19 protein-coding genes are annotated in these 24,677 nt (G+C 67.0%); 5 read left to right on the forward strand and 14 right to left on the reverse strand.

From position 1 onward, the window contains the following. Window positions 1–287: 287 nt before the first annotated feature. The 6 genes from ABQJ54_RS16920 to ABQJ54_RS16945 all read right to left on the reverse strand — a co-directional run bounded on the left by ABQJ54_RS16920 (window position 288) and on the right by ABQJ54_RS16945 (window position 7,217). Complete coding sequence (locus ABQJ54_RS16920; RefSeq protein WP_367855497.1) at window positions 288–1,382, reverse strand: alpha/beta fold hydrolase; 1,095 nt, start codon at window positions 1,380–1,382, stop codon at window positions 288–290. Window positions 1,383–1,664: 282 nt separating this feature from the next. Next, window positions 1,665–1,829: a DUF4124 domain-containing protein gene (locus ABQJ54_RS16925; RefSeq protein WP_367855498.1), complete on the reverse strand. Its 165-nt coding sequence runs from the start codon at window positions 1,827–1,829 to the stop codon at window positions 1,665–1,667. A gap of 340 nt (window positions 1,830–2,169) precedes the next feature. Further along, the gene (locus ABQJ54_RS16930; RefSeq protein ID WP_367855499.1) at window positions 2,170–2,529 is read right to left on the reverse strand and encodes a YciI family protein; all 360 of its coding nucleotides are present in this window, start codon (window positions 2,527–2,529) and stop codon (window positions 2,170–2,172) included. Between the two features lie 395 nt (window positions 2,530–2,924). After that, window positions 2,925–3,293: a VOC family protein gene (locus ABQJ54_RS16935; protein WP_367855500.1), complete on the reverse strand. Its 369-nt coding sequence runs from the start codon at window positions 3,291–3,293 to the stop codon at window positions 2,925–2,927. A 238-nt stretch (window positions 3,294–3,531) separates the two neighbouring features. Continuing rightward, on the reverse strand, window positions 3,532–4,914 hold the full coding sequence (locus tag ABQJ54_RS16940) for a DNA polymerase Y family protein (RefSeq protein ID WP_367855501.1): 1,383 nt from the start codon (window positions 4,912–4,914) through the stop codon (window positions 3,532–3,534). A 158-nt stretch (window positions 4,915–5,072) separates the two neighbouring features. Next, window positions 5,073–7,217, reverse strand: a complete 2,145-nt coding sequence (locus ABQJ54_RS16945) for a beta-galactosidase (protein ID WP_367855502.1) — start codon at window positions 7,215–7,217, stop codon at window positions 5,073–5,075. Between the two features lie 72 nt (window positions 7,218–7,289). Here ABQJ54_RS16945 and ABQJ54_RS16950 point away from each other — a divergent pair, with 72 nt between their 5' ends. The 5 genes from ABQJ54_RS16950 to ABQJ54_RS16970 all read left to right on the forward strand — a co-directional run bounded on the left by ABQJ54_RS16950 (window position 7,290) and on the right by ABQJ54_RS16970 (window position 15,966). Then, entirely contained in the window at window positions 7,290–8,312 is a 1,023-nt protein-coding gene (locus ABQJ54_RS16950; RefSeq protein WP_367855503.1) for a phosphotransferase, read from the forward strand. Continuing rightward, window positions 8,305–9,639, forward strand: a complete 1,335-nt coding sequence (locus ABQJ54_RS16955) for an aminotransferase class III-fold pyridoxal phosphate-dependent enzyme (RefSeq protein ID WP_367855504.1) — start codon at window positions 8,305–8,307, stop codon at window positions 9,637–9,639. Before ABQJ54_RS16950 ends, ABQJ54_RS16955 begins: the two co-directional genes overlap by 8 nt. Window positions 9,640–9,946: 307 nt before the next feature. Continuing rightward, on the forward strand, window positions 9,947–12,499 hold the full coding sequence (locus tag ABQJ54_RS16960; RefSeq protein ID WP_367855505.1) for a TonB-dependent receptor: 2,553 nt from the start codon (window positions 9,947–9,949) through the stop codon (window positions 12,497–12,499). A gap of 203 nt (window positions 12,500–12,702) precedes the next feature. Beyond that, window positions 12,703–14,706 carry an MGH1-like glycoside hydrolase domain-containing protein gene (locus ABQJ54_RS16965; RefSeq protein ID WP_367855506.1) on the forward strand — a complete coding sequence of 668 codons (2,004 nt, stop codon included), beginning with the start codon at window positions 12,703–12,705 and terminating at the stop codon, window positions 14,704–14,706. 111 nt (window positions 14,707–14,817) lie between these two features. Further along, a complete protein-coding gene (locus ABQJ54_RS16970) occupies window positions 14,818–15,966 on the forward strand; it encodes an aldose epimerase family protein (RefSeq protein WP_367855507.1) in 1,149 nt (382 codons plus the stop codon). 118 nt (window positions 15,967–16,084) lie between these two features. Here ABQJ54_RS16970 and ABQJ54_RS16975 read toward each other — a convergent pair whose 3' ends face one another. From ABQJ54_RS16975 to ABQJ54_RS17010, 8 genes are all read right to left on the reverse strand, one after another. Next, window positions 16,085–17,476, reverse strand: coding sequence for a sugar porter family MFS transporter (locus tag ABQJ54_RS16975; protein WP_367855508.1), 1,392 nt, complete (start codon window positions 17,474–17,476; stop codon window positions 16,085–16,087). Between the two features lie 155 nt (window positions 17,477–17,631). Beyond that, window positions 17,632–18,549 carry an SMP-30/gluconolactonase/LRE family protein gene (locus tag ABQJ54_RS16980; RefSeq protein WP_367855509.1) on the reverse strand — a complete coding sequence of 306 codons (918 nt, stop codon included), beginning with the start codon at window positions 18,547–18,549 and terminating at the stop codon, window positions 17,632–17,634. Next, window positions 18,546–19,313 (reverse strand): SDR family NAD(P)-dependent oxidoreductase, encoded by a 768-nt coding sequence (locus tag ABQJ54_RS16985; protein ID WP_367855510.1) that lies wholly within the window; start codon window positions 19,311–19,313, stop codon window positions 18,546–18,548. Before ABQJ54_RS16985 ends, ABQJ54_RS16980 begins: the two co-directional genes overlap by 4 nt. Before the next feature lie 5 nt (window positions 19,314–19,318). After that, entirely contained in the window at window positions 19,319–20,467 is a 1,149-nt protein-coding gene (dgoD, locus tag ABQJ54_RS16990) for a galactonate dehydratase (RefSeq protein ID WP_367855511.1), read from the reverse strand. Between the two features lie 256 nt (window positions 20,468–20,723). Next, the gene (locus tag ABQJ54_RS16995) at window positions 20,724–21,359 is read right to left on the reverse strand and encodes a 2-dehydro-3-deoxy-6-phosphogalactonate aldolase (protein WP_367855512.1); all 636 of its coding nucleotides are present in this window, start codon (window positions 21,357–21,359) and stop codon (window positions 20,724–20,726) included. Next, window positions 21,353–22,279, reverse strand: a complete 927-nt coding sequence (locus ABQJ54_RS17000) for a 2-dehydro-3-deoxygalactonokinase (protein WP_367855513.1) — start codon at window positions 22,277–22,279, stop codon at window positions 21,353–21,355. Before ABQJ54_RS17000 ends, ABQJ54_RS16995 begins: the two co-directional genes overlap by 7 nt. Next, window positions 22,276–22,998: a FadR/GntR family transcriptional regulator gene (locus ABQJ54_RS17005; RefSeq protein ID WP_367855514.1), complete on the reverse strand. Its 723-nt coding sequence runs from the start codon at window positions 22,996–22,998 to the stop codon at window positions 22,276–22,278. The genes ABQJ54_RS17000 and ABQJ54_RS17005 overlap by 4 nt, the downstream gene beginning before the upstream one ends. Before the next feature lie 184 nt (window positions 22,999–23,182). Beyond that, the gene (locus ABQJ54_RS17010; protein WP_367855515.1) at window positions 23,183–24,577 is read right to left on the reverse strand and encodes a cytochrome-c peroxidase; all 1,395 of its coding nucleotides are present in this window, start codon (window positions 24,575–24,577) and stop codon (window positions 23,183–23,185) included. Window positions 24,578–24,677: the final 100 nt, after the last annotated feature.

Genomic DNA, 24,677 nt, shown 5'->3' on the forward strand with positions numbered 1-24,677 from the left:
CAGCGTAAAACCCTCGAGATGAGGGTTTCGCGAAACAAGGGTTCGGGATCCGCCTCCTCCGTGCGCCGAAGGGCCTCCCGCGCAGATCGCCGGCCTGGTGCTGGAGCGTCACTGCCGTCGCGCGATCGCCTTCGAGGGTCGGTGTATGGCACGCCAGCACGAGGTGGACATCCAGCTGCTGGAGCGCGCGGTGACCACGATCAACGGTGTGGCGATGTGCACCACCACGCCGGGGCGGCGTCGCTGTTGGCGGGTCGCTGATTACAGCTCCAGGTCCGCAAGCGGACCTAGGGCAGCTGCTCCCCGAACTGGGTCATGGCGCTCACGACTTCGGCCGGATTGGACAGGAATACGAAGTGGTGGCCGTGCGGTATCCGCACGATTTTTGCCGATGGTTGTTGACGCTGGAGCGTAGCGATCTCTTGCTCCTGCATTCGAGTGTGCAGCGCATCCGCTGCTTGACGCTTCGCCTCATCACTGCCGACTGGAAGATCCGACGTGCGTGGTACGGGGACGATGTCGAGTATGGGCACGTCGGGTGCGTGGAAGCGCTCTTCGCCTTCAAGGATGGCGTTGTAAACGAACGCCGGTGCTTTCTGCTCTCCGACGCCGCCCGTGGCGCTTGTCGCAAACGTCTGGCGTATCTCGTCTTCAGGTATGACTCCCCCGAGTTGTGCAGAGACGAAACAACGAAACGCCGGGAAACTGGCCAGTTCTTTGGGCGTTGGTTCGGAAGGCGGAGCCCCCGTTGTGCTGGCGTCATCCGCAGCTACCCCAGCAAGCTCGCTCCCAAGGCTCCGTTGCAACACTGAGACTTCATTCAACAGCTTAGTCATCTGCGACTTGTCTGTCGGGTCATCGTGCATGCGCGAAATCTGCGCGGACAGATGACTCAAGTCAGGATGATAGGCTCCGCGAGCCTGATCGTAGATCGCGTATTCGTGCGCGGCATCGAGGTAGATCAGTCCGGCAATTTTGCCTTGATAGCGTGTCCCTGCCGCGCTCAACTCCTCGCCGGCGATCGAATGGCCGGCAAGGATGGGGCGATCGATACCGAGTGCTTTGACCACGGCCATGACATCATCGGCCAGCCGATCGGCGTCATAGCCGTTCTTGGGCACGGACGATGCTCCGAAGCCGCGTCTAGTGATGCCATAAACGTGAAAACGTCGCGCCAATTCCGGGGCAGTCGAATCGAACACATGCGCCGTATTGCCAAGCCCCGCCAAGAGTACTAGTGGTCGCCCAGTTCCGCCCCAATCGAGCACTTCCAGCCGCACTCCATCTGCCACCGGAACAAATTGCCGGTGGTAGCTGGCGCTTTCTGCTTCGAAAGTCGACGCGGTGGCCGAACAGCCTGCAACCCCGGCTGCCGTTTGCATGAAACCCATACCCAGGACGGCTGCTACCCACGCTCTGCTTATCGCGGTCGGCATCTTGCGCCCCTTGACTACACGTGTAGCCAGCCTATCGCGTGGCGACATGTGTAGTCAATCTGTGCGCATCAATGGGTATCAGCCTGTCCTTGCGGTGTAAATCTAGCTGCTTGCGCCTGTTTCGCTTGTATTGTCTGTAGTTCAGCCCGTAGGCGCTCCAGAGCTTGTGTCAACTGTGCTCGTTGTCGGGGCGTAAGGCGTTGCGACTGTGACGGGTGGGCACTCGCTTCATCGCCAGGCGTGATTGTCATGGCAGGACGGGCATTGGATGGCGCCAGGGCATGGATGGTCTTGATATGCCGTGGTCCCGTCTTGCTGCTTGCATTTGAAAATTGATTGCGCGTGGGCGGCGGCCGCCAATAGGCCAAGAATTGCATACAGACAGAAGCGCATGCCCCCTCCCGGGTTGTGCTTGCCGCAGTCTATTGGCCATGGCAATCAGCCGACAACGCATGCATGTCGGCAGGTTCCATCTGGAGCTTGGCCAGTGATGCATCATTGTTGCTGCCAGCCAGGCTGGAGTGCCAACACAAATCCAGGCCGGAACACGCATCGGATCAAGGACGGGTTTGGACAAGGACCTCGCAAGCTTGCCCGCCACGATGTGGATCGATCCATCGGCCCATGCTTGACCCTCCGTCATCGCCTTGAACCGGTTGAGCACCTGCCCACGGAGCCGGCCTCGAGGCCGGCGCTGCATAGTGCCGGTTGGCGGCTGGTCTGCGGCGACTGGCTAATCCTCTGCTCCATTCGGGTCCGGCACGAAAAAGATCGGGCGTATCTCAATCGATGCGCGGCACGCCTCGGCGCCCTTGCGCGCCCACGCCGTCGCCTCGTCGAGATCCGCGGTTTCCAGTATCCAAAAACCACCCACGTGCTCCTTGGTCTCCAGGTACGGCCCGTCGGTGATGAGTACTTCGCCATTGGACTGCGTCCGTACTGCCCGGGCCGGGCCCAGGCCGCAGGCGAACTTCCTGACACCAGCAGCGATCATCTCGCGATTGAGTGCGTGGATCGCCTCGATAGTCGCCTCGGTTTCGGCGGACGGGTCGTAGTTGTCGGGGAGGTAACCAGAAACCAGATATTGCGGCATTGTCGTCTCCTGATGGGCCTTCAGCCGGGTCGGTTGCCCTGCCTTCATTACAACGACGAACGGCGAGGCCGAAATTCGACAGGTTGTCCGGAAAATTCTGGCTCCTGGGTCTGATCGGCGGTATCGCGCGTCTCGCCTGCCCGCATCCGTGGTTACGTTTTTTTCCGACGGCCATATTGGCCCGTTCCTGGCGTTCAGGCCGCTCCTGGATTTGGGTCGCTACATACACCGGGTCTACGCGAGTAGTCAGTACACGGTAGACCGCGCAAGATCCGCCTGGGGTGGCGACCTCAGCCGGTCGATGCAACAGCTTGGTGAAATCGTTCGGCCGGACCCAAGCGGACAGCCATCCGGAAACTGCATGGACGGATGGCAGGTCTGGCGGATGTGCGACGTCAGGCCTCGGGTTCGTGGCAAACCACCTCGATGTTGTGGCCGTCCGGACCGATGACGAAAGCCGCATAGTATTTCCCGCTGTAGTTCGGGCGCAGACCAGGCGCGCCATTGTCATTGCCACCCGCATCCAGAGCCGCGCGATAGAAAGCCTCGACCTGCTGGCGATTCTCGGCCACGAACGCCAGGTGAAGATGCGCTGGCTTCTCCTCGGTCTGGAACATGCACAATGAAACCTTGCCGTCCGAGCTAAGCTCGATACCGAGCGGCCCCTCCGAAACTACGGCCAGGCCGATCGGTTCGAGTGCCTTGAGGAAGAACGCTTTGCTCGCTGCATAGTCGCTGACTCCGAATACGACGTGGTCAAACATGGGTTCTCCTGAAGTGTGGGAGGCGTCGCATCGACGGATGCGCTCCCATTGTCACCGGGAAGCTAACGGGCCATTTTCCGAGTGACAGTAGCTACGACCCTCGATCGATACAACGGTGCCGCCTGGGGTCGAAAGCAGACCTCGCCAGCATGCATGGCGTGACGGTGCTTGGAACGGGTAAACCAGCTATGGCGACTGCAGATTCGCTCCCTCGATGGAACGTGCATGCCGGATACGGTCAGCTTCGGCCATGCGAGGGCTTGTCCGCGTGCACGCCGCTTCGCTCCTTCTCCCGCCGCCGATGCTCCCCTTCCGTCATCGCCTTGAAGCGATTGAGCGATTGCAGCCATAGCGCGTTGTTCTCGGCTTCCTGCTCGCTGCCGCCATCGGGGATGCGGTTGAACGGAATGCGCATGGGCGCGGCGTCGTGGGCCAGTGCGGCTTGCATGCCACCGAAGTAGACCTTGTTGAGGCCGTATTTCGTATTGATGCGGTCCACTACCGCGTCGATCTTGCGTGTGTCGTCGGCGGGTGCGAACAGCGAGCCGCTGGTCTGCGCGCGTTCGGCGAGGCGCAGCAGGGTGATGCTCACCGACAGCGGTACGGCGCGGGCGGGTCCCGGCAGCAGGCGGCCGCGCACGCGGCCGGCGGCCAGCATGCCCGCCAGGAGGTGCAGCAGGCCGCGGCTGTCGTCGGTAGGGGCGAAGTTGATGGCGCCTTCCCAGCGTTCGTCGTAGCCGACATAGCGGATGCGCACCGCCATCGCGCCGGCCAGCAACTGGTCGCGGCGCAGGCGCATGGCGGCTTTCACCAGCAGTTTCTTCAGCACCGCGAGTGCGCCCTCGGGCGTGCGCAGCTCGGGGCCGAGCACGTGCGAGTGGCCCAGCGAGCCGCGCGTGGTCGCGGGGGCGGGCAGCCACGCGCCACGCAGCAGGCCCCACATGCGTTCGCCTTCGATGCTGCCCCACGCGCGGCGCAGCACCAGCTTCGACGCGGCGGTGAGTTGCTCGACGGTGAAGATGCCCTCAGCCTGCAGGCGCGCCTGCATCGAGGCGCCGATGCCGCACAGGTCGCGCAGCTTGAGGCCGTGCAGCGCCCGCGGCAGGTCGGCCTGTTCGATCACCACCAGGCCGTCGGGCTTCTGCATGTCGGTGGCGGTCTTGGCGAGGAAGTCGTTGGGTGCGATGCCGATGGAGCAGCGGATCGCGCCGCCGGGCGCGACCTTGGCGATTTCATCTTTCACCTGCCGTGCGATTTGTTCGGCTGCAGCGCGCTGGCGCTGGCGGCCCACCAGCTCGCATGCCATCTCGTCGATGGAGCCGACGTGGGCGATGGGGATGGCGCGGTAGATCGCTTCCTTCAACGTGGTGTGCCACGTCACGTAGCGCTCTGGCCGCGCGGTGACGATGGCGATGCCGGGGCACAGCCGGCGCGCCTCGCGCACCATGGTGCCGGTGCTCACGCCGCAGGCCTTGGCCTCGTGGCTGGCGGCGATCAGGCTGGTGGTTTCCGCCGTCACCGGGGCCACGCCAACCGGTCGGCCGCGCAGCTCCGGCCGCTCGTGCTGTTCCACCGAGGCGAAGTAGCTGTTGAAGTCGACGAACAGACTGCGCAGGGTCATGACGCGGGTTCCGGGCGGACCGGGAGGAATAGCATGCGCCGGTCGCGCGGGGCGAGACAGTGCCCGGCGTGGCATGACCCGTAGGAGCGGCTTCAGCCGCGACCGGCAATGAGGGAATCGCGGCTGAAGCCGCTCCTACGCCGCGCCTGCGGACCCGCCTATTTCGGCTCGTCCTTCCAGACCAGCACGCCGGCCGGCGCCAGCGGCGTCGTACCGTGCACGAGCTTTGCGGTCGGCGCCAACTGGAAGGTGAATGGCTCGGGGTTGTAGCTCACCATGAAGTCGTAGCCGCCGCGCCAGTCGTGGAACACGCCGGTGGGCAGGTCCTCGATGGCCACGCCTGCGCGCTGGTAGACGCTGCGCACGAGCGCGCGCTCCAGTTCGCCATCGTCGGTGGACACGCCGATCATGGTGACGGTGCCCTTGCCCAGCTTGCGCGTGGTGGCGGCGGCCTTGCCGGCGTAATAGTGGTTGGCATAGGTGGCGAGTACCTGGGTGCCGGGGCGGGGCGAGAGGATGTCGGCCCAGCGGTGCCACGTCCAGGTCTTGCCGTCGGCCTTCACTATGCCGTCGGCCCCCTTGCCATCGGTATTGGGCGGCAGCATGTCGAAGCCGTCCACGTCGTCGCCGATCAGGTCGAGGATCGGGGCGTACCACGGCCCCTCGGGGAAGTGGCCCAGCGCGTTCTTCTGCCCGGTGCGGCTGGTGAGGATCAGGTGGCCGCCCTGTTCCACGTAGCGTTTCCACTTCGCCACCAGCGCGGGACTCACCATCTGGTAGGCCGGCGCGATGAGGAAGGGGTAGCGGTCGAAGTCGTCCTGCTCGGAAATGAAGTCCATCGGCGCGCCGGTGGTCTGTACCGCCAGCGTGTAACCGTTGCGGTAGGCCCAGCTGTGCCACAGCGTGGTCTGCGGCTGGATCTCCAGGTCCCAGAACACGTCCTGGCTCCACAGGTAGCCGGTGTAGCGCGCGGCGAGGCGTGCGGGAAGTTTCGCGTGCGGATCGAGTCGGGCCTCGAATGCCTTGATGTCGCGGATGGTGTCGGTGAACTCGCGCCCGGTGCGCGAGAGCGTCACGCCGTCGGTGCCCACGATGCCCTCGTGGTACATCTCGCTGCCACGCAGCGGGTGGCGGTAGCGGTAGGTGGCGAGCAGGGAGGCACCGGCGGCGAAGGCGTGCCACATCCACATGCGGATGGCGCCGGGCATGGGCTGCGGATTGATCGCGGCCCAGTTCACCTGGCCCGGCTGCAGTTCCATCACGCCGAAGGTGCCGTTGATGGGACGGAAATACGCCGCGGCCTCCATCAGGTTCGCCGGCTTGCCGATGGCGTAGCTGTCGCCGCCCAGCACGTTGGTGCCGGCCACCGGGTAGAGCGTGAAGGTGGGGAAGTCGAGGTCGCGCGTGCGGCGCGGATCGGTGTCGGTGCTGACGTTGGTGTAGTCGGTGGTCACCCATTGCCGCTTGCCGGCGTACTTGTGGATGATCGCGGCCTGCGCGTCGAGGAATTGCGCCTGGGTGTCGGCACGGAAGCGGGCCAGGTCGAGCAGTGCGTGCGGGCTAAGCTTGTCCTCGCCGGCCAGCGTGGCATTCGGCAGCAGCACTTCGTCGAAGCTGCCGTAGCGGGTGCTCCAGAACGAGCCGGCCCACACCTTGTTCATGGCGTCGATGGTGCCGTACTTCCTGCGCAACCAGTCCTGGAAGGCCTTGCGCGCGCTGTCGCTGAAGTCGGGGAAGGCACTGGGCTCGTTGTCGATCTGCCAGCCCCAGACGCGCGGATCGTGGCCGTAGTGTTCGGCCATGGCGGTGACGATCTTCGCCACGAAGGCCTTGTAGACGGGGTCGGTCAGCGACACTTCGGCACGGATGCCGTGCTCGTGGCGCTGGCCGTGCTCGTCGACGCGATAGACCTGCGGGTAGCGCTGGCCCATCCAGCTCGGCACCGCCGCCGAGGGCGTGCCGAGGATCACGCGCAGGCCGGCCGCGTGCGCCAGCGCGATGGCGTGGTCCAGCCAGCTGAAGTCGTACTGGCCTTCCTTCGGCTCCAGGTAGGTCCAGCTGAACTCGGCCATGTGCGTGAATTCGAAGCCGAGCTTCGCCATGCCGTCGAAGTCGCGCTGCCACTGCGCCTGCGGCCACTGCTCCGGGTAGTAGTACACGCCGAAGCTCATCTGCTCCGGCTGATGCAGCAGTGCCGCACCTTGCAGATGCGCGGGTCGCGTGTTGCCGGTATCGGCAGGGGCGGCAACGGCCGCGGTGGCGACGGCGGCGGCGAGCAGCGTGACGAGCAGGGGTTTGAGCATGGGGTTTGCCTCGGACCGAGGTGGCGTATATTTGTAATACTATATGCCTTTCTACCACGAGGTTGCCCGCCCGTGTCCACCTTGACCCCGGAAGCTGCGCTGGCACTGGCCGACAGGCATTGGCGCGTGCGCGGCGAGGTGCGTGCGCTGCCTTCGTATGCCGACCAGAATTTCCGCATCAGCGGCGAGCGCGGCGACTATGTGCTGAAGGTGGCGCATCCGTCGTGGGCCTATGTTGGCCTGGATCTGGAAAACCAGGCCATGCTGACGCTGGCCGCGCGCGAGCCCTCGCTGCAATGGCCGCGCGTGATGCCCAGCGTGGACGGCGGGCACCTGCTGTCGCTGCGAATGGAGGACGGCGTGCGCCACGTGCGCCTGCTGAGCTTCGTGCCGGGCATGACGTATGCCGAGGCCATCGAAGCCGTGCTACCCGATCATCGCCCGGCATTGCACGAAAGCCTGGGGCGCGCCGTGGGCCTGCTGATCCGCGGTCTTGCGGGTTTCCGGCACCGGGCCGCCGGCCGCGTGCAGGACTGGAACCTGATGAACCTGCCCGACGTGCGCGGCGAGATCGCCCACGTCGAGGACGCCGCGCTGCGCGCCATCGTCGCGGCGCAGGTGGAATCGTTCTGCGCGAAGCTGCCGGCGTGGCGCACGCAGTTGCCGATCGCCGTGCTGCACAACGACGCCAACGACCTCAACGTGATCGTGGCGCTGGACGGCCAGGGCGGCGGCCAAGTCGACGCGGTCATCGATTTCGGCGACATGTGCACCAGCTTCCGCCTGTGCGAGCTCGCCGTCGCCTGTACCTATGCCATGCAGCACGAAGCCGACCCCGTGGCCTGCGCGCAGGCCGTCGTGCGCGGCTGCCTCGCATTGTGCCCGCTGCAACGGGCGGAGCTGGAACAGCTGCACGCCTTCATCCTCGCGCGCCTCTGCCACAGCGTGCTGATGGCCACGCGCGCGCACCGCGAACAGCCGGACAACCCTTTCGTGCTGGTCTCGCAACAAGGCGTGCGCGCCTTGCTGCGCACGCTTGCCGGCACCGATCCCAACGCCATCGTCGCCCCCTTCCTGGAAGCCTGCCATGAGTGATCGCACCGTCGCCGAAACCGTCCTTGCCGGCGTGCCCGAGCGCGGCAACGCCGAGCTGCTGGACCTGCGCAAGCGCTACCTCAATCCCACGCTCAGCGTGTCCTACCGCGAACCGCTGAAGATCGTGCGCGGCGCAGGCGCGTGGCTGTACGACCAGCACGGCGAGGCCTACCTCGACATGGTCAACAACGTCTGCCACGTCGGGCATTGCCATCCGCGCGTGGTGGCGGCCGGGCAGGCGCAGATGGCGCGGCTCAACACCAACACGCGCTACCTGCACGACAACATCGTCGAGTACGCGATGCGCCTCGTGGCGACGTTGCCGGCGCCGTTGTCGGTGGTGTTCCTCACCAATTCGGGCACCGAGGCGAACGACCTCGCGCTGCGCCTGGCGCGTGCCCACACCGGAAAGCGCGGTGCATTGGTGCTCGACCACGCCTACCATGGCCATTCGCCGTCGATGGTCGAGTTGAGCCCGTACAAGTTCAACGGCAAGGGCGGCGAGGGGCAGGTAGTGCACGTGGGCGTGGTCGATATGCCCGATGTCTACCAGGGGGCTTTCCGCGACCCATCCATCGCGGGCAGGCAATACGCCGATCTGCTGCCGGCGGAAATCGCGGGGCTGCGCGAACGCGGCTTCGAGCCGGCGGTGTTCTATTGCGAGTCCCTGCTTGGCTGCGGCGGCCAGATCGTGCTGCCGGACGGCTATCTGCGCGAGGCCTATGCGACCGTGCGCGCCGCTGGCGGAGTCTGCCTCGCGGACGAAGTGCAGGTGGGCTTTGGCCGCGCCGGCGACCACTTCTGGGCCTTCGAGCGGCAGGGCGTGGCGCCGGACATCCTCACCGTGGGCAAGCCCATCGGCAACGGCCACCCCATCGGCGCGGTGGTCACCACGCCGGAAATCGCCGCCAGCTTCGTCACCGGCATGGAGTACTTCAACACCTTCGGCGGCAACCCGGTGTCGTGTGCGATCGCGCTGGCCGTGCTCGACGTGATCCACGAGGAAGGCCTGCAGGAAAACGCGCGCGTGGTGGGCGGGTTGCTGATGGACGGCCTGCGCGAGCTGCAGCACCGCCACGAATGCATCGGCGACGTGCGTGGCTGCGGCCTGTTCATCGGTGCCGAGCTGGTGAGCGACCCCGTGGCGAGGACGCCCGACCGGGTGAAGGCCAGGCAGGTGGTCGAGGCGATGAAGGCGCGCCACGTGCTGCTCTCCACCGAAGGGCCGGCCGACAACGTGCTGAAGATCAAGCCGCCGGTGGTATTCGGCCGGCGCGACGCCGGGGAGTTCCTGGAAAAGCTCGATGCGGTGCTGGGCGGACGCTAGCCAGCCCGGCCAAGCTCGGAAACCGACGGGGCCGCAAGGCCCCGTTTTCGCATCCGCATGCTGCGGCCCGGCATCTGCGGCGGTCGGCCCGCCATCCGACCCGGATGCGTTCGAGCAGCCTTCGATTATAGTTATTTTAATATTGTAGTATGAATAAACATTTTGTAATACGATTCGCCGGCAGGCAGGACTCCGCGCTCAAGCCGGCCACACAGAAGAGGCGACGGAAGCCCGGTGGATCGGTCCGCTTGAGAAAGCGCCTGTACAGAAACCTAGGCAAACAACCATTCGGGTAGGGGAGGTCGACATGAAGAACCACAAGCGGATCAACCGGCAGGCCCTGGCTGCCGCCATCGGCGCCATGCTGCTGTCCGGCGCGGTACTGGCCCAGGACGCGCCAACCCAGGCCACGCCGGCCCAGGCTGCGCCCGTGACGAGCAAGACCAAGCAGAAGAAGCCCGATGCGCAGTCCGCGCAGACGCTGGACCAGGTGGTGGTCACGGGCACGCCCACGGTCGGTGGCATCCGCAAGATCGACGCCAGCTATTCGATCACCACGGCGACCAGCGAGCAGATCAGGGAACTCAATCCGGTCAGCACGGCCGACCTGCTGAAGCTCTCGCCCGGCGTGTATCCGGAATCCTCCGGCGGCGAAACCGGCGCGAACATCGAAGTGGCCGGCTTCCCGTCGGACAGCGGCGCGCCCTTCGTGACGCTGCAGATGAACGGCTCGCCGCTGTTCCCGAAGTGGGATTACTTCACCGATGCGATGTTCCGCCTCGACGACACCATCGACCGCGTCGAAGCCGTACAGGGCGGCACCTCGGTGCTGTACGGCAACGGCCAGCCCGGCCTGATCGCCAACTTCATCCTGAAGGAAGGTTCCTCCACGCCCGGCGGCGACATCGGCGTGACCTACGGCTCGGAAGGCATGGAGCGGCTGGACGGCTTCTACGGCTTCCCCATCGGCGGCGCCGACAGCGGCTGGTACGGCAGCGTGGGCGGCTTCTGGCGCAAGTCCGACGGCGTGCGCGACCCGCAGTTCCCCTCGGACAAGGGCGGCCAGCTCACCGCCACGCTCAGCCACGACCTGGAGCACGGCTCGCTGATGTTCTACGCGCGTGACCTCAAGGACAAGAACCAGTGGGTCACCGACACGCCGATCTACAACCCGTCGGCGGGCAAGTTCACGCCGTATCCGGGTTTCAACCCGCTCACCGGTACCTTCGGCAGCAACGCCGACCGCTACCAGTTCCTGCAGACCACGCCGTGCTTCACCAGCGGCTGCACGCCCACCGGCCAGAACATCGACATGGCCAACGGCCAGGGCGGCGACATGCACGTGGTCGGCGCCAACCTCGACCTGGATTTCGACAACGGCTGGTCGCTCTCCGACAAGGCGCTCCTCGTCGGCGGCAACATGGACACCACGGCGTTCTACAGCACCGGCGCCAACCCGACCTCGCTGGGTGATTTCATCACCAGTTCCGCCGCAGGCTTCGGCCTGCCTGCCGGCGGCACCGCCACCGCGGTCTACACCAACAACGGCCAGCCGGCGGACCTGGGCCAGAACGTCACGGTGCAGAACCCGGAGTACATCCACAAGCGCATCCACTCGATCAGCAACGAGTTCCAGCTGAGCAAGGAAATCTTCGACGGCAACACGCTGACCTTCGGCAACTACACCGCGGTGTACGGCGAGGACCACTCCGAGGACGACGGCCTCAACATGCTGTTGCAGGCGAAGAACAACCCGACCCCGATCGCGGTGAACTACAACGTCGGCGGCAACGTCTACCAGCTCACCGACCAGCAGGGCCTGTTCTGGGCTCCCGGCCCGGCATCGTGGATGGCGTTCAACGAGCACTGGCACGCCACCACCACGGCGTTCTACCTCGCCGACGAGTGGACGGTGGGCAAGTGGCGCTTCGACGGCGGCGTGCGCTGGCAGCACGACAACATCGGCGGCAACTTCCAGAACACCGCGTCGGGCGACCTCGACGCCAACCCCCTCACCGTCTACAACAACCAGGCCGAGTACCTGGTCGACAGCTGGACCCACTACAGCCAGAACCGCGGCGCGGCATCCTGGACGCTGGGCGCCAACTACGAGCTGGCCGACAACATGAGCGTGTACGGCCGCGTCAACAACGGCGCGTTCCTGCCCAGCTTCGACGACATCGTGAACCTCGGCAATCCGCCGACCGAGCACATCCACAACTACGAGATGGGCTTCAAGTACCAGGCGCCGTGGATCTACGCGGACATCGGCGTGTACCACCGCCAGTTCATCGGTGTGCCGTACTCGATCCAGCTGAGCACGGGCCTGGTCAGCCTCGTCTACGGCTCGATGACCAATGGCGTCAACGCGCAGGTGATGCTCAAGCCGTTCGAGCACTTCTCGCTGGCGCTCAGCGGCAACTACATGCACGGCCATTACAACCGTTACTCGGGCTGCGTGACGTACCAGGCGCAGGACGGCAGCTACCAGTGCGGCAGCATCAACGGCATGACGGTGGATCGCCAGCCCGAGATCCAGTATCGCGTGACGCCGGCCTACGAAGTGCCGACCAGCTGGGGCAGCCTGAAGTTCTGGGTCACCTACGAGCACGTCGGCAACCGCTTCAGCGACCAGTTGCAGCAGCAGCCGATGGGCAGCTACTACGACCTGAGCTTCGGCGCCAACGCCAACATCGGCGAGAAGTGGATGCTGAGCCTGCGCGGGACCAACATGACCAACCAGATCGGCATCACCGAAGGCAACGCACGCCTGTTCGGCTTCGCCAGCGAAGGCGGCGTGATCCTGGCCCGCTCCATCGAGGGCCGCGAGGTGAACTTCCAGGTCAAGTACAAGTTCTGACCCGGTCGTCGCGTCGAATGCCTGAGCCCCTCTCCCGCTTGCGGGAGAGGGGCTGGGGAGAGGGGCTTTTCCCGCGGCAAGTCGTACCCTCTCCCCCGGCCCCTCTTCCTCGCTCCTCAAGGCAGGGCCATCCATGGCCCTGCCCCGCGTCCACAAGTGGGAGAGGGGAGTAATCGCTTTACCTCAAGCGGAGACGCTACCCCATGCGATCCCTCATCAAGCCTCTGCTGCTTGCCGCGACCATGGCCGTGGCGTTTGCTGCGCAGGCAGGCCAGCCTGCCGCGCAGTACCAGGACCTGCTCGATTTCCACGGCACGCCGCGCACGGCGGCGGACCGCAGCTTCAACATCTTCTTCGACATGGGGGCGTGGCAGGGCTACAGCCTGCCGCGCGCCGGCGATGCGGGCACGGGCTTCTCCGGTCCCTTCGTGCACAGCCTCGGCATGGGGCAGTGGGCGGGCGTGCGCTTTGCCGCGCTGGCCCTGCGCGATGCGGACGGGAAGGACGATATCGCCCTCAAGGAAGTGGCCAGCCATGCCGTGCCGGGGGCGCTGGAACGCGAGTTCTCGGCGAATGGCCTGGACGTGCGGCAGACGCTGTTCTTCGCCGATTCCTGGCACGCGCTGGTGCGCATCGAATTGGATGCCAGCAAGACGCGCGACGTGGAGCTGGCGATCAGCGGGAGTGCGATGCCGTTGCCGGGCAGCCATCTCGCCAGTGACGGCGCCGCGGTGACGCAAGGCTTTGCCGGCTCGCTTTCCACGCTCACCACGCAGCTGCATGCCGATGGCCTGGCTGCGGATCGCGTCAGCGTGTCGGGCTACGCTTACCGCATCGTGCTGGACAAGCCGTTGCATCTCGAGGCCGGCAAGCCTGTCACGCTCTACGTGGTGCAGACGCTGCGCCACGACGCGCACGCTGAACCGCCAGCCATCGATTACGCCGATGCGTGGGACGCCAATCGCGCGCGCTGGGCGGCTTACCTGAAATCCGTGGCTGCCAGCCATCTCGACGGCCTGCCTGACGCCGTGGCGCGACGCGTGGCCGCGAAGGCCGTCGTCACCCTGATCGGCAACTGGCGCGCGGCGCGCGGCGACCTGCGCCACGACGGCGTGATTCCTTCGTATTCCAACCCCGACTTCAACGGCTTCTGGGCCTGGGATTCGTGGAAGCACGCGGCGGCGCTGGCGTGGTTCGCGCCGGATCTCGCGCGCGCGCAGATCCGCGCGATGTTCGATTACCAGGCCGCCGACGGCATGGTGCCCGACTGCGTGTTCCTCGATCGCTCAGGCGACAACTGGCGCGACAGCAAGCCGCCGCTGGCGACCTGGGCGGTGATGCAGGTGTATCGCGCCACCGGCGACCGCGCCTTCCTCGCGGAGATGTACGACAAGCTGGTGCGCTACCACCGCTGGTGGTTCGCCGACCGCGACCACGACCACGACGGCCTCGCCGAATTCGGCTCCACCGACGGCACGCGCATTGCGGCGGCGTGGGAAAGCGGCATGGACAACGCCGTGCGCTTCGACGGCGCGAAGATGCTCAAGAACGGCGAGCACGCGTGGTCGATGGACCAGGAATCCGTCGACCTCAACGCCTACCTGCAACGCGAGGCGGCGGAACTGGCGCAGATCGCCGGCGTGCTGGGCAAGCCGCAGGACCAGCGGCAGTGGCAGGCCCAGGCCGACGCGATGAAGGCCGCGATCCAGTCGCGCATGTACGACGCCAAGCTGGGCTGGTTCTTCGACGCGAAACTCGGCAAGCCGGATCTCGTGCGCGTGTACGGTTCGGAAGGCTGGTCGCCGCTGTGGGCCGGCGTGGCGACGCCCGCGCAGGCCGCGGCGGTCGAAAAGACCATGATGGATCCGCACAAGTTCGCCACCGTCATGCCGTTCCCCACGCTGGCCGCGGACGACCCGCACTTCTCGCCGATCAAGGGCTACTGGCGCGGGCCGGTGTGGATGGACCAGTCGCTGTTCGGCGTCGAGGCGCTGCAGCGTTACGGTTACACGAAGGAAGCCGACGCGATGGCGCGCCGACTGGTGCTCGATGCGAAGGGTCTGGCGGCAGGGCAGGCGACGTTCCGCGAAAACTACGATCCGCTGACCGGCAACGGTTACCAGTCGCAGAACTTCAGCTGGTCGGCGGCGAGCTACCTGCTGCTGTTGCGGATGGATGCCAACGCACCGGAGTCGCCTCAGCCCTGACGGCCCGCGCACGCCGGAAGCACGGTACGCGCGGGCAAGCTTGCCAAATGCCTTGTTGTTTGTTCATGTTCCGGTCTTCTGGATGCCATTCCGTGAAGCGGAGACTGCACGATGAACAAGTACCTGGTCGCCTGCGCCTTCTCCCTGCCGCTGCTGGCCGCACCCTGGCTGTGCGTGGCGGCCGACGCCAGCCGCACCACCTTCGGCACCATGCCTGACGGGCGCAAGGTGGAGGTGGTGAGGCTGGACGACGGCCACGGCTTCACCGCCCGCGTGATCAGCCTCGGCGCCAGCCTGCAGTCGCTCATGCTGCCGGACCGTCGCGGCAGGCTGGCGGACGTGGTGCTGGCCTATCCCGACCTGCACGACTACCTGGCCAAGCCGCAGTACTTCGGCGCCACGGTGGGGCGCTTCGCCAACCGCATCGCGAAGGGGCGCTTCACGTTGGACGGCAAGAGCTACCAGCTCACCATCAATGACGGGCCGAACTCATTGCACGGCGGCACCAGGGGCTTCGACAAGGTGGTGTGGCAGGTGGTGAAGGTGGTGCAGTCGCCCGAGCCCAGTGTGACGCTGCGCTACGTCAGCCCCGACGGCGACCAGGGCTACCCCGGCACGCTCACCGCCACTGCCACCTACACGCTCAAGGCCGGCCACGAGCTGGACATCGACTACAGCGCCACCACCGACAAGCCCACCATCGTCAACCTCAGCAATCACACCTACTGGAACCTGGGCGGCGAAGGCTCGGGCAGTGTGTACGACGACATCCTCACCATCCCGGGCGACAGCATCACGCCGGTGGACGAGACGCTGATTCCCACCGGCGAGTTCCGCGCCGTGGCCGGCACCGACTACGACTTCCGCCAGGGCAAGCCGATCGGCCGTGACATCCGCGACGGCAAGGAGCAGCAACTGCTGCGCGGCCACGGCTACGACATGAACTGGGTGATCAGCCGTACCAGGGCGTCCGCGCCGCGCCAGGTGGCAAAGGTGGAAGACCCGCACAGCGGCCGCGTGCTGACGCTCTACTCCGCGCAGCCCGGCCTGCAGTTCTATTCGGGCAACTTCCTCGACGGCACCAGCGTGGGCAAGTCGGGCCGCATCTACCGCCAGGGCGATGCCTTCGTGCTGGAGCCGCAGATGTTCCCGGACACGCCCAACCATCCCGGCTTCGGTTCGGCGCGGCTGGCGCCGGGGCAGACTTACCACAATCACATCGTCTACCGCTTCGCGGTGGACGGAGATGCGGGCCACTAGGCGCCGCGTCGACGCGCATCCAGCGATTGCTGCGGGGCTTGCGCTTCGTCGTGCCCTGCCGGCGCCGCCGCGGACGGCTTGCTCGTCCGCGGCGGGGTTGGCTGCCGTGTGCCTCGCCTCAGCGCCCGATTTGCCGCAGCGGCTGGCCCGCCATCAGCTTGCGCTCGATCTGCTCCAGCGTGACGCCCTTGGTCTCCGGCACCAGCCAGATCGTGAACGCGATGAACACCACGTTGAAGGCGGCGTACAGCCAGAACGTCTCGGCCTGGCCGATGCCGTTGAGCAGCGGCAGGAATGACAGGCCCACCAGCCAGTTCGCCACCCAGTTGGTGAAGGTGGAGCAGCCGATGCCGAAGTCGCGGCCCTTGAGCGGCTGGATTTCCGAGCACAGCGTCCAGATCAGCGGGCCGGCCGACATCGCGAAGCCGACGATGAAGACCAGCAGCATGACCACGGTGAAGATCTGCTGGCCGTGGTCGTGGATGCCCAGGTGCATCATCGTGCCGACCACGCCGAGGCCGATCGCCATCACCACGAAGCCGATGTACAGGATCGGCTTGCGGCCCAGCTTGTCGACCAGGCCGATCGCGATGAAGGTGGCCAGCACGTTGACCAGGCCCACTATCGCGGTGAACCACATCTGTGACTCGGTGGCGTAGCCCATGTCCTGGAAGATGCGCGGCGCGTAGTACATCACCACGTTCATGCCGGTGAGCTGCTGCATCACCTGCAGCAGCACGCCCAGGCCCACCGAGCGGCGGAAGTTGCGATTCTGCTGGAAGAGATGCCAACCGCGTTGCGGTGTTTTCAGCTGCTCGCGAATCTCGCCGATCTCGCGGGCGATCGCGTCGTTGCTGCCGAGCAGCTTGCGCAGCACCTGCTCTGCCTCGGGCTGGCGGTCCTTCATCATCAGCCAGCGCGGGCTTTCCGGCAGGAAGCCCACGCCGAACAGGAACAGCGCGCCGGGGATCGCGATCACGCCCAGCATCCAGCGCCAGTTGCCCGAGTAGCTGAAGGCGGTATCGGAGAGGAAGGCGACCAGGATGCCGATGGTGATCATCAGCTGGTACAGCGAGATCATCGCTCCGCGGATCGATTCCGGCGCGATCTCGGCCAGGTACAGCGGCGCGGTGAAGCTGGCCAGGCCGATCGCCAGGCCCAGAACGAGGCGGCCCGCGATCAGCACGTGCGGCGTCCAGGCCAGGCCGCACAGCACCGAGCCGCCGACGAACAGCACGGCGCCGAGGATCAGCGTGCGCTTGCGGCCAAGCTGGCTGGATAGCCAGCCCGCCAGCAGCGCGCCCAGCGCGGCGCCCAGCATCATGATGCTGACGATCCAGCCGAGGGTGTCGTCGCCGATGCCGAAATCCTTCTGCAGGAATTGCTGCGCGCCGGAGATCACGCCGATGTCGAGGCCGAACATCAAGCCGGCCAGCGCGGCCAGGATGCAGGTGAACACGGCGGTGGCCTTGCCGTGTGTGGCGGCGGGTGGTGCAGTGGTAGCGCTCATGAGTCTCTCCCCGAGAAATGGCGTGCGTGCGGTGTTGCTGGATGGACAACCGGCATCTTGTTCGCGGCTGAAGCCGCTCCTACGACGTATCGGCTCGTAGGAGCGGCTTCAGCCGCGATGCGTTTCTCCGCGCCCTCCATGAGCATCGGCCGTATTCATGGAGTGTCGCCCGCAGGCGGCATGCCGGCAAAACGTGGTTCGGGCAGTCCGCGCGCCCCGACGTGCGCGGCGAACAGCGCACCGGCCAGCGGCTCGCGCGCCAGTGTGGCAGCGTCGAGGCCGTCACGGGCGCTGGTGACGTAAAGCGTGTCCAGTGCGGCGCCGCCGAAGGCGGGCCGGGTGGGCTGGCTGGCCGGCACCGGCACGATGCGGTCGATGCTGCCGTCGGCGCGGTAGCGCACCACGCGGCCCAGGCCCCATTGCGCGTTCCACAGCCCACCGTCGGCATCCACGCAGGAGCCGTCCGGCTCGCCCCGCGTATCGCGCAGGTCGGCGAACTGGCGCGTGGGTCCGGCTGTGTCGCCGTAGTCGCAGCAGCGGATCGTGCGCGTCAGCGAGTCGCAGTAGTACAGCGTGCCGCCGTCGGAGCTGAAGGCGAGGCTGTTGCTGATCGCCACGCCTTCCAGCGGCAGCTTTTCCAGCGTGAGGTCGGCATTCAAGCGCCAGAAGCCGCCGATGGGCTGCTTTGGGCCGCCGTCGGTGGGTTCATGCAAGGTGCCGAACACGAAGCGGCCCTGGCGGTCGCAGGCGCCGTCGTTGCAGCGCGTGGGCAACCCGGGCTCCACTTCGTGCAGTGTGCGCAGCGCGCCGTCGGCAAGGCGGAAGAACGCCAGCCGCGAGGCCAGCGCCAGCAGCAGCCAGCCATCCGCCTCGCACAGCGCGAAGGAGGCGAGGCGTTCGGGCAGCCGCCACTGCTTCGTCTCGCCACTGGAGGGTGTGTAGCGCCAGAGGGTCGAAGCGTGGATATCGGTCCAGTACAGCACCTGCGCGCGTTCGCACCAGACGATGCCCTCGCCCAGCACGTTGCCCGCTTCCACGATGGCCTGCATGGGAGCGGACGGCAGGCTCTTCATACCCAGCCGCCGTCCACGATGAAATCCTGCCCGGTGCACATGCGGCTGTCGTCGGCGGCGAGGAACAGCGCCATGCGTGCCAGGTCCTCGGCCATCAGGTAGCCGGGCAGGCACTGCACGCGTGCGATCTCGGCCTCGCCCTCGGCATCCAGCCACAGCGCGCGCTGCTTTTCGGTGATCACCCAGCCGGGCACCAGCGCGTTGATGCGGATGTGCTGCTGGCCCAGTTCGCGCGCCATGCCGTTGACGAAGCCGTGCACCGCGGCCTTGGCCATCGCGTACAGCGGATAGCCGGCGTTCTTCTTCATCCAGCCGGTGGAGCCGAGGCAGATGATCGAGCCGCCGCCGAGCCGTTGCATGTCGGGGATCACCGCCTGCGTGGCGAACACCTGGTGGCGCAGGTTCACCGCCACGTTGCGCTCGAACGCGGTGGCGTCCACGTCGGCCAGCGCGTGGCGCGCGTCGTTGGCGGCGTTGTTGACCAGCACCGCGATGGAGCCGAGGTGCCCGCGCGCGGTGGCGATGGCGGCGTGCAGCGCGTCGAGATCGGTGAGGTCGCAGCGCAGGAACAGCGGTGCATGCGCCACGCCTTCCAGTGTTTCAAGCAGCGACTTTGCGCCGGTTTCGTCCACGTCGAGAAAGACCACCTTCGCGCCCTGCCGCGCGAAGTGGCCGACGAAGGCGGCGCCGATGCCGGTGGCGCCGCCGGTGATCAGCACGCTGCGCCCGCGCAGGCTGGGATAGCTGGCGTAGATATCGGCCATCGCGCTCACCACTCCGCCACGCTGCCGTCGGCGTGGCGCCAGACCGGGTTGTGCCACTGGTGGCCCACCTTGGCGCGCTCGGCGACATAGGCCTCGTTCACCTCGATGCCCAGGCCCGGGCCCTTCGGCATGCCCACGTAGCCGTCGGCGTAGGCGAACACGTTGCGGTCGGTGATGTAGTCGAGCAGGTCGTTGCCGGCGTTGTAGTGGATGCCCAGGCTCTGTTCCTGGATGAAGGCGTTGTGGCACACCGCGTCCAGCTGCAGGTTCGCGGCCAGCGCGATCGGGCCGAGCGGGCAGTGCAGCGCCAGCGCCACGTCGTAGGCCTCGGCCATCGCGGCGATCTTGCGCGTCTCGGTGATGCCGCCGGCGTGCGAGGGATCGGGCTGGATGATGTCCACGCCACCGGTCTGCAGCACGCGCTTGAAGTCGTAGCGCGAGTACAGCCGCTCGCCCAGCGCGATCGGCGCGGGCGAGATCGCGGCGAGTTCGGGGATGCACTCCAGGTATTCGGAGAGCACCGGCTCCTCGATGAACATCAGCTTGAACGGCGCCAGTTCGCGCATCAGCACCTTGGCCATCGGCTTGTGCACGCGGCCATGGAAGTCCACGCCGATGCCGATGTGCGGGCCCACCGCGTCGCGGATCGCCTGCACGTTTTCCAGCACGCGCTCGACCTTGTCGTAGGTGTCGACGTACTGCATTTCCTCGGTGGCATTCATCTTCACCGCGGTGAAGCCGCGCGCCACCGCCTCCTGTGCCGCCTTGGCCGTATCGGCGGGACGATCGCCGCCGATCCACGAGTACACGCGGATGCGCTCGCGCACCGGGCCGCCGAGCAGCTCGTGCACCGGCTTGCCGAGATCCTTGCCCTTGATGTCCCACAGTGCCTGGTCGATGCCGGCGATCGCGCTCATCAGCACCGGGCCGCCGCGGTAGAAGCCGCCGCGGTAGAGCACGCTCCAATGGTCCTCGATGTGGCGCGGATCCTTGCCGACCAGGTAGTCGGCGAGTTCCTCCACGGCGGCGGCCACGGTATGCGCGCGGCCTTCCACCACCGGCTCGCCCCAGCCGCTGATGCCGGCGTCGGTGTCGATGCGCAGGAACAGCCAGCGCGGCGGCACCTTGTAGACGGTGAGCTTGGTGATCTTCATGCTGAGAGCCTGCTTATGGCATCCAAGTACCTCGCGCCGGATTCCGTTTGCGCGCAGACCAAGGAAGAACGAGGGAGTGGACGTCGGTCCACGACTGAGTGATGACGCAGGGATGCGGGCAAACAGAACCGGCCCGAAGGGTTGTCATCGGGTGGCCGCCATGCGGCAGCGCGCGACTTGGCCTGACAGCCAGTCAGGCCTGCGCCACGCACTACCACCTGACGGCCACCCGATGACAACGCGGGGTGCTTGGATGTCATAAGCAGGCTCTTGTTTCCAGGGAATGCCACGCCTGCGCGAAAGCGCGGGCGCGTTGTGCGGTGTCGTCGAGGGTGCGGCCCGGGGCGAACAGCGCCGAGCCGATGCCGAAACCGGCAGCGCCCGCGGCGACCCACGGCGCCATGTTGCCGGCTGCGATGCCGCCCACCGGCAGCACCGGCACTTCGCGCGGCAACACCGCGCGCCAGGCCTTGAGCACGGCCGGCGAAGATTGCTCGGCGGGGAACAGCTTCAGGCCGTCGGCGCCGGCGGCGAGTGCGGCGAAGGCTTCGGTGGGCGTGGCCACGCCGGGCACGCACAGCAGGCCGGCGGCCTTGGCGGCGCGGATCACCACGGTGTCGGCGTGCGGCATCACGATCAGGCGGCCGCCGGCGTTCGCCACGGCTTCGACCTGGGCCGGCGTCATCACTGTACCCGCGCCGACGAGAACATCCTTGCCCAGCGCCTCGGCGAGCAGGGCGATGCTGTCGAAGGGCTGCGGCGAGTTGAGCGGCACTTCCAGCACGCGGAAGCCGGCTTCGACGATGGCGCGGCCGGTGGCCACCGCCTCGCCGGGCGTGAGGCCGCGCAGTATCGCCACCAGCGGCAAGGGTTGGAGCCACGGCGTCAGCATGCGTGGAGTTTCCTGGAATGGATCAGGTCGGCCTGCGCCGCCAGTTGCCACAAGCCGTGCGCAGCGGCATCGGGGATGGGCGGTGGCAGCTCGATGTCGAACAGCGCGGCGGCGCGGCGATAGCGTTCGCACAAGGCGGCTTCGCCGATCAGCTGCATCGGCGTGCCGCGGCGGGCAAGGCCGTCGGCCAGCGCGGCACGGAACTCCTCGCCGACCAGCAGGCCGGAGAGATAGTCGGGTACGGACGCGGGCGCCAGCGCTCCGTCCAGCATCAGCGCGCGCGTGGAGAACAGGCGGCTGGGCGCACCGGCGGCACCGCTGTCGCGTGCGGCAGCAACGCCACGCGCGAAGGCCTCCGCATCGTCTGCGGCCTCGGCACCGGTGGCGCCGAGGATGGAATGCTGCCGCAGCACCGCGAACAGCTCGCCGGTCATGAGGGTGCGGAAGCCGGTTGCTGCGTCATCACGCACCACGGCCCACTTGCTGTGCGTACCGGGCAGGATGAAAGTGGAAGCTGCGGCCAGCTCCGGGTGCAGCGCCAGCGCGCCGACCAGCTGGGTTTCCTCGCCACGCATCACGTCGGGGCCGCGCGGGTCGCGCAGGCCGGGGACCAGATGGACGTCCATGCCATCGGCGGCGCGCACGATCCCGAGCGCGCCACCGAGTTGTGCGGCGTTCGCGGGAAGGTCGAGGTAAGGCATCTCGCGCCAGCCGTTGCGGCTGCCCACCATGCCGCAGGCCAGGCGCGGCAGTGCGGGCCAGCCTTCGGTGATGCCGGCCAGCGCGGCCTCGTAGCCGCCTTCCGGCAACTGGCGGATGCCCCAGGGGCGCGCTCGCGTTTCCTCGAGCCGGCCCGTGCCGTCGAAACGGAACGCGCGCAGGCTGCTGGTGCCCCAGTCGAGTGCGACCAGCCCGCTCATGCTTTGGGAGCCGACCGGCTCTTGGCATGGCGACGGATGTTGCTGCGCGAGTCGGCCACCGTCTTCTGCATCGCCTCGCGCGCCACTTCAGGCTGGCGGCGGCGGATCGCGTCCAGCACCTTCTTGTGGTGCGGCAGCGAGTACTTGAAATCGATGGCCTTGCGCGCGGACAGCTCGAGGTAGCTGCCCAGCGCCGTCTCGACCACCGAGAACAGCGAGACCATCAGTTCGTTGTGGGTGGCGTGCAGCACCGCCTCGTGGAAGGCCAGGTCCGCCACGGACCATTCCTCGCGATCCTTCGCCGCGGCCATCGCCTCGTAGGCGGCCTCGATGCGGGCGAGCTGCTCCGGGTCGCGCCGGCGCGCGGCGGCGGCGGCGGCGGCGGGCTCGATGATCTCGCGCATCTCCGCCAGCTTCTCGACGAAGTCGTCGGTGGGCATGGAAGCGCAGCGCCAGGCCAGCACGTCGGCGTCGAGCTGGTTCCAGTGGAGGGTGTCGCGCACGCGGGTACCGGTCTTCTGGCGCGACTCGATCAGGCCCTTGGCGGACAGCACCTTCATCGCCTCGCGCAAGGCGGTGCGGCTCACCTTCATGCGTTCGGCCAGCAGTTCCTCGCGCGGCAGGTTTTCGCCTGGCGCGATCTCGCCGCCGACGATCAGCCGGCCCAGTTCCTGCACCACCTGGCCATGCAGGTTGCGCACCACGACGGGTTTCACCATGCCGTTCTCCCTGCCGCGGCCGCGCTTTGCGGCCATGGATGTCATTTGTACTACATAATCCTACAGCAAGTCGTGAAGCCGCGTTAACCTTGGCCTGTCCTGGTCGGGACAGTGCGCCGGATCGGCAGGCACGAGTCGGCTGCACCGGCGCGCCGGCGCGAAATCTCGGGGATGCTGCTGCAGCTTACCTGCCTGGGGCGCCAGGTGTCTGGGCCCTATAGCCATCGTCCAGCGTGTGCAGGAAGGCGATGAGGTCGCGGATATCCTGCGCGGTGAGCGGGGCAGGGTCGCCCACGTGGCGGTTGAAGGGGGCGTCGGCGGTGTCCACGTTGGCCTGGTAGGCCGTGGGCAGGTCGTCATAGACCTGCAGCTTGCCATGTGCATCGCGCGGGTAGATTTTCTCCGGCGCGACGCTGCGCAGGTTGTAGAAGTCGAGCACCTGCGCCAGCGACCGGTAGACGCCGTTGTGGAAGAACACGGCGCGCCTGTCCACGTTGCGCAGGGTGGGCGTGAGGAACATGCCGCAATATTGCGTCTGCGCGGCGAGGTCCTTGCGGATCGGCCCGCAGAGGCCGAGGTCGTGGAAGCCTGGGTTGCGGTTGACCGCCAGCGCATGGTTGCGTGGCACGCCCAGCGCTTCGTACTGGGTGTCGGTGAACAGCGGCGGCAGGCCGTCGCGCGTGGGCTGGCTGAGGTGGCAGGCGGCGCAGTTGCCTTTCGCGGGGTCGTCGAACAGGCGCAGGCCGCGCATTTCGGCGGGCGTCAGGCGGGCCTGTCCCTGCAGCCAGGCATCGTACTTGCTGGTGAAGGGGTGGAAGGACGGGTCTTCGATCTCGAAGCGGCCGATGGCGAACATCGCCTCGTCGACGAGTTGCCGCGGATCGTTGACGATGCCCGTGCCGAACAACTGGACGAAGGTCGGGCGGTAGCGGCTGTGCACCAGTCTTGCGGCCACGTCGCCCATGCTGCGGTTGGCCATTTCCACCGGGTTGAGCAGGGGCAGGTAGGCCTGCCGTTGCAGCGAATCGGCGCGGCCGTCCCAGAACAGGCCACCCTGCGGCACCATCGCGGGTACGGCAGGCGCGGCATCGGCCTGCTTGGTGGCGTGCGGATCGCTGCGTGCGGAAACGGCCAGCGCATTGAGGTTGGGCGCCACGTCGTCGCCGGAGGTGTCCGGACCGATGCTGAAGGGGCGTTGCCGGTACAGGTAGGCCAGCGAAGGCGGCGGCCGGTAGCCGGCCTTGCGCAGATCCACGCCGCCCGGCTGCACGGTGAGCGTGTTGGGCGGGTTGTAGCTGTGTGCGGGGCTGTGGCAGGACGCGCAGGATTGCCTGCCCGAACCCGACAGCATGGGGTCGAAGAACAGTGCCTTGCCGAGTTGCGCGACGGCGCTCAGCGGTTGTGCCTTGGGCAGGCGCAGGTGGACGGGATGCGGGTTGTTGCCGTCGTCGTTGCCGGTGGCCCGGGCGAGGAGCGCGTAGCTGGCGAGGCAGCTGAGGGTGCAAGCCGTGCCGAGCAGGAATTTGGACAGGCGAGGCAGCTTTCGGTTTGCGTGGGAGACGATCTGGTCGGTTGGCATCTACAGGTTTGTGCAAGCGTTGCCGTAGGAATCCCTCTCCCGCTTGCGGACGCGGGGAAGGGCCATGGATGGCCCTGTCTTGAGGAGCGAGGAAGAGGGA

Source organism: Rhodanobacter lycopersici (assembly GCF_040812335.1).
Lineage (GTDB): Bacteria > Pseudomonadota > Gammaproteobacteria > Xanthomonadales > Rhodanobacteraceae > Rhodanobacter_A > Rhodanobacter_A lycopersici.

Bases quoted from the DNA above. Each gene is read 5' to 3' on its own strand.
- ABQJ54_RS16930 (WP_367855499.1), bottom strand. From the start codon at position 2,529: ATGCCGCAATATCTGGTTTCTGGTTACCTCCCCGACAACTACGACCCG.
- ABQJ54_RS16925 (WP_367855498.1), bottom strand. From the start codon at position 1,829: ATGCGCTTCTGTCTGTATGCAATTCTTGGCCTATTGGCGGCCGCCGCC.
- ABQJ54_RS16995 (WP_367855512.1), bottom strand. From the start codon at position 21,359: ATGCTGACGCCGTGGCTCCAACCCTTGCCGCTGGTGGCGATACTGCGC.
- ABQJ54_RS16955 (WP_367855504.1), top strand. From the start codon at position 8,305: ATGAGTGATCGCACCGTCGCCGAAACCGTCCTTGCCGGCGTGCCCGAG.
- ABQJ54_RS16980 (WP_367855509.1), bottom strand. From the start codon at position 18,549: ATGAAGAGCCTGCCGTCCGCTCCCATGCAGGCCATCGTGGAAGCGGGC.
- ABQJ54_RS16920 (WP_367855497.1), bottom strand. From the start codon at position 1,382: ATGCAAACGGCAGCCGGGGTTGCAGGCTGTTCGGCCACCGCGTCGACT.
- ABQJ54_RS16935 (WP_367855500.1), bottom strand. From the start codon at position 3,293: ATGTTTGACCACGTCGTATTCGGAGTCAGCGACTATGCAGCGAGCAAA.
- ABQJ54_RS16945 (WP_367855502.1), bottom strand. From the start codon at position 7,217: ATGCTCAAACCCCTGCTCGTCACGCTGCTCGCCGCCGCCGTCGCCACC.
- ABQJ54_RS17005 (WP_367855514.1), bottom strand. From the start codon at position 22,998: ATGGTGAAACCCGTCGTGGTGCGCAACCTGCATGGCCAGGTGGTGCAG.
- ABQJ54_RS16960 (WP_367855505.1), top strand. From the start codon at position 9,947: ATGAAGAACCACAAGCGGATCAACCGGCAGGCCCTGGCTGCCGCCATC.
- ABQJ54_RS16970 (WP_367855507.1), top strand. From the start codon at position 14,818: ATGAACAAGTACCTGGTCGCCTGCGCCTTCTCCCTGCCGCTGCTGGCC.
- ABQJ54_RS16985 (WP_367855510.1), bottom strand. From the start codon at position 19,313: ATGGCCGATATCTACGCCAGCTATCCCAGCCTGCGCGGGCGCAGCGTG.
- ABQJ54_RS17010 (WP_367855515.1), bottom strand. From the start codon at position 24,577: ATGCCAACCGACCAGATCGTCTCCCACGCAAACCGAAAGCTGCCTCGC.
- dgoD (WP_367855511.1), bottom strand. From the start codon at position 20,467: ATGAAGATCACCAAGCTCACCGTCTACAAGGTGCCGCCGCGCTGGCTG.
- ABQJ54_RS16975 (WP_367855508.1), bottom strand. From the start codon at position 17,476: ATGAGCGCTACCACTGCACCACCCGCCGCCACACACGGCAAGGCCACC.
- ABQJ54_RS16965 (WP_367855506.1), top strand. From the start codon at position 12,703: ATGCGATCCCTCATCAAGCCTCTGCTGCTTGCCGCGACCATGGCCGTG.
- ABQJ54_RS17000 (WP_367855513.1), bottom strand. From the start codon at position 22,279: ATGAGCGGGCTGGTCGCACTCGACTGGGGCACCAGCAGCCTGCGCGCG.
- ABQJ54_RS16940 (WP_367855501.1), bottom strand. From the start codon at position 4,914: ATGACCCTGCGCAGTCTGTTCGTCGACTTCAACAGCTACTTCGCCTCG.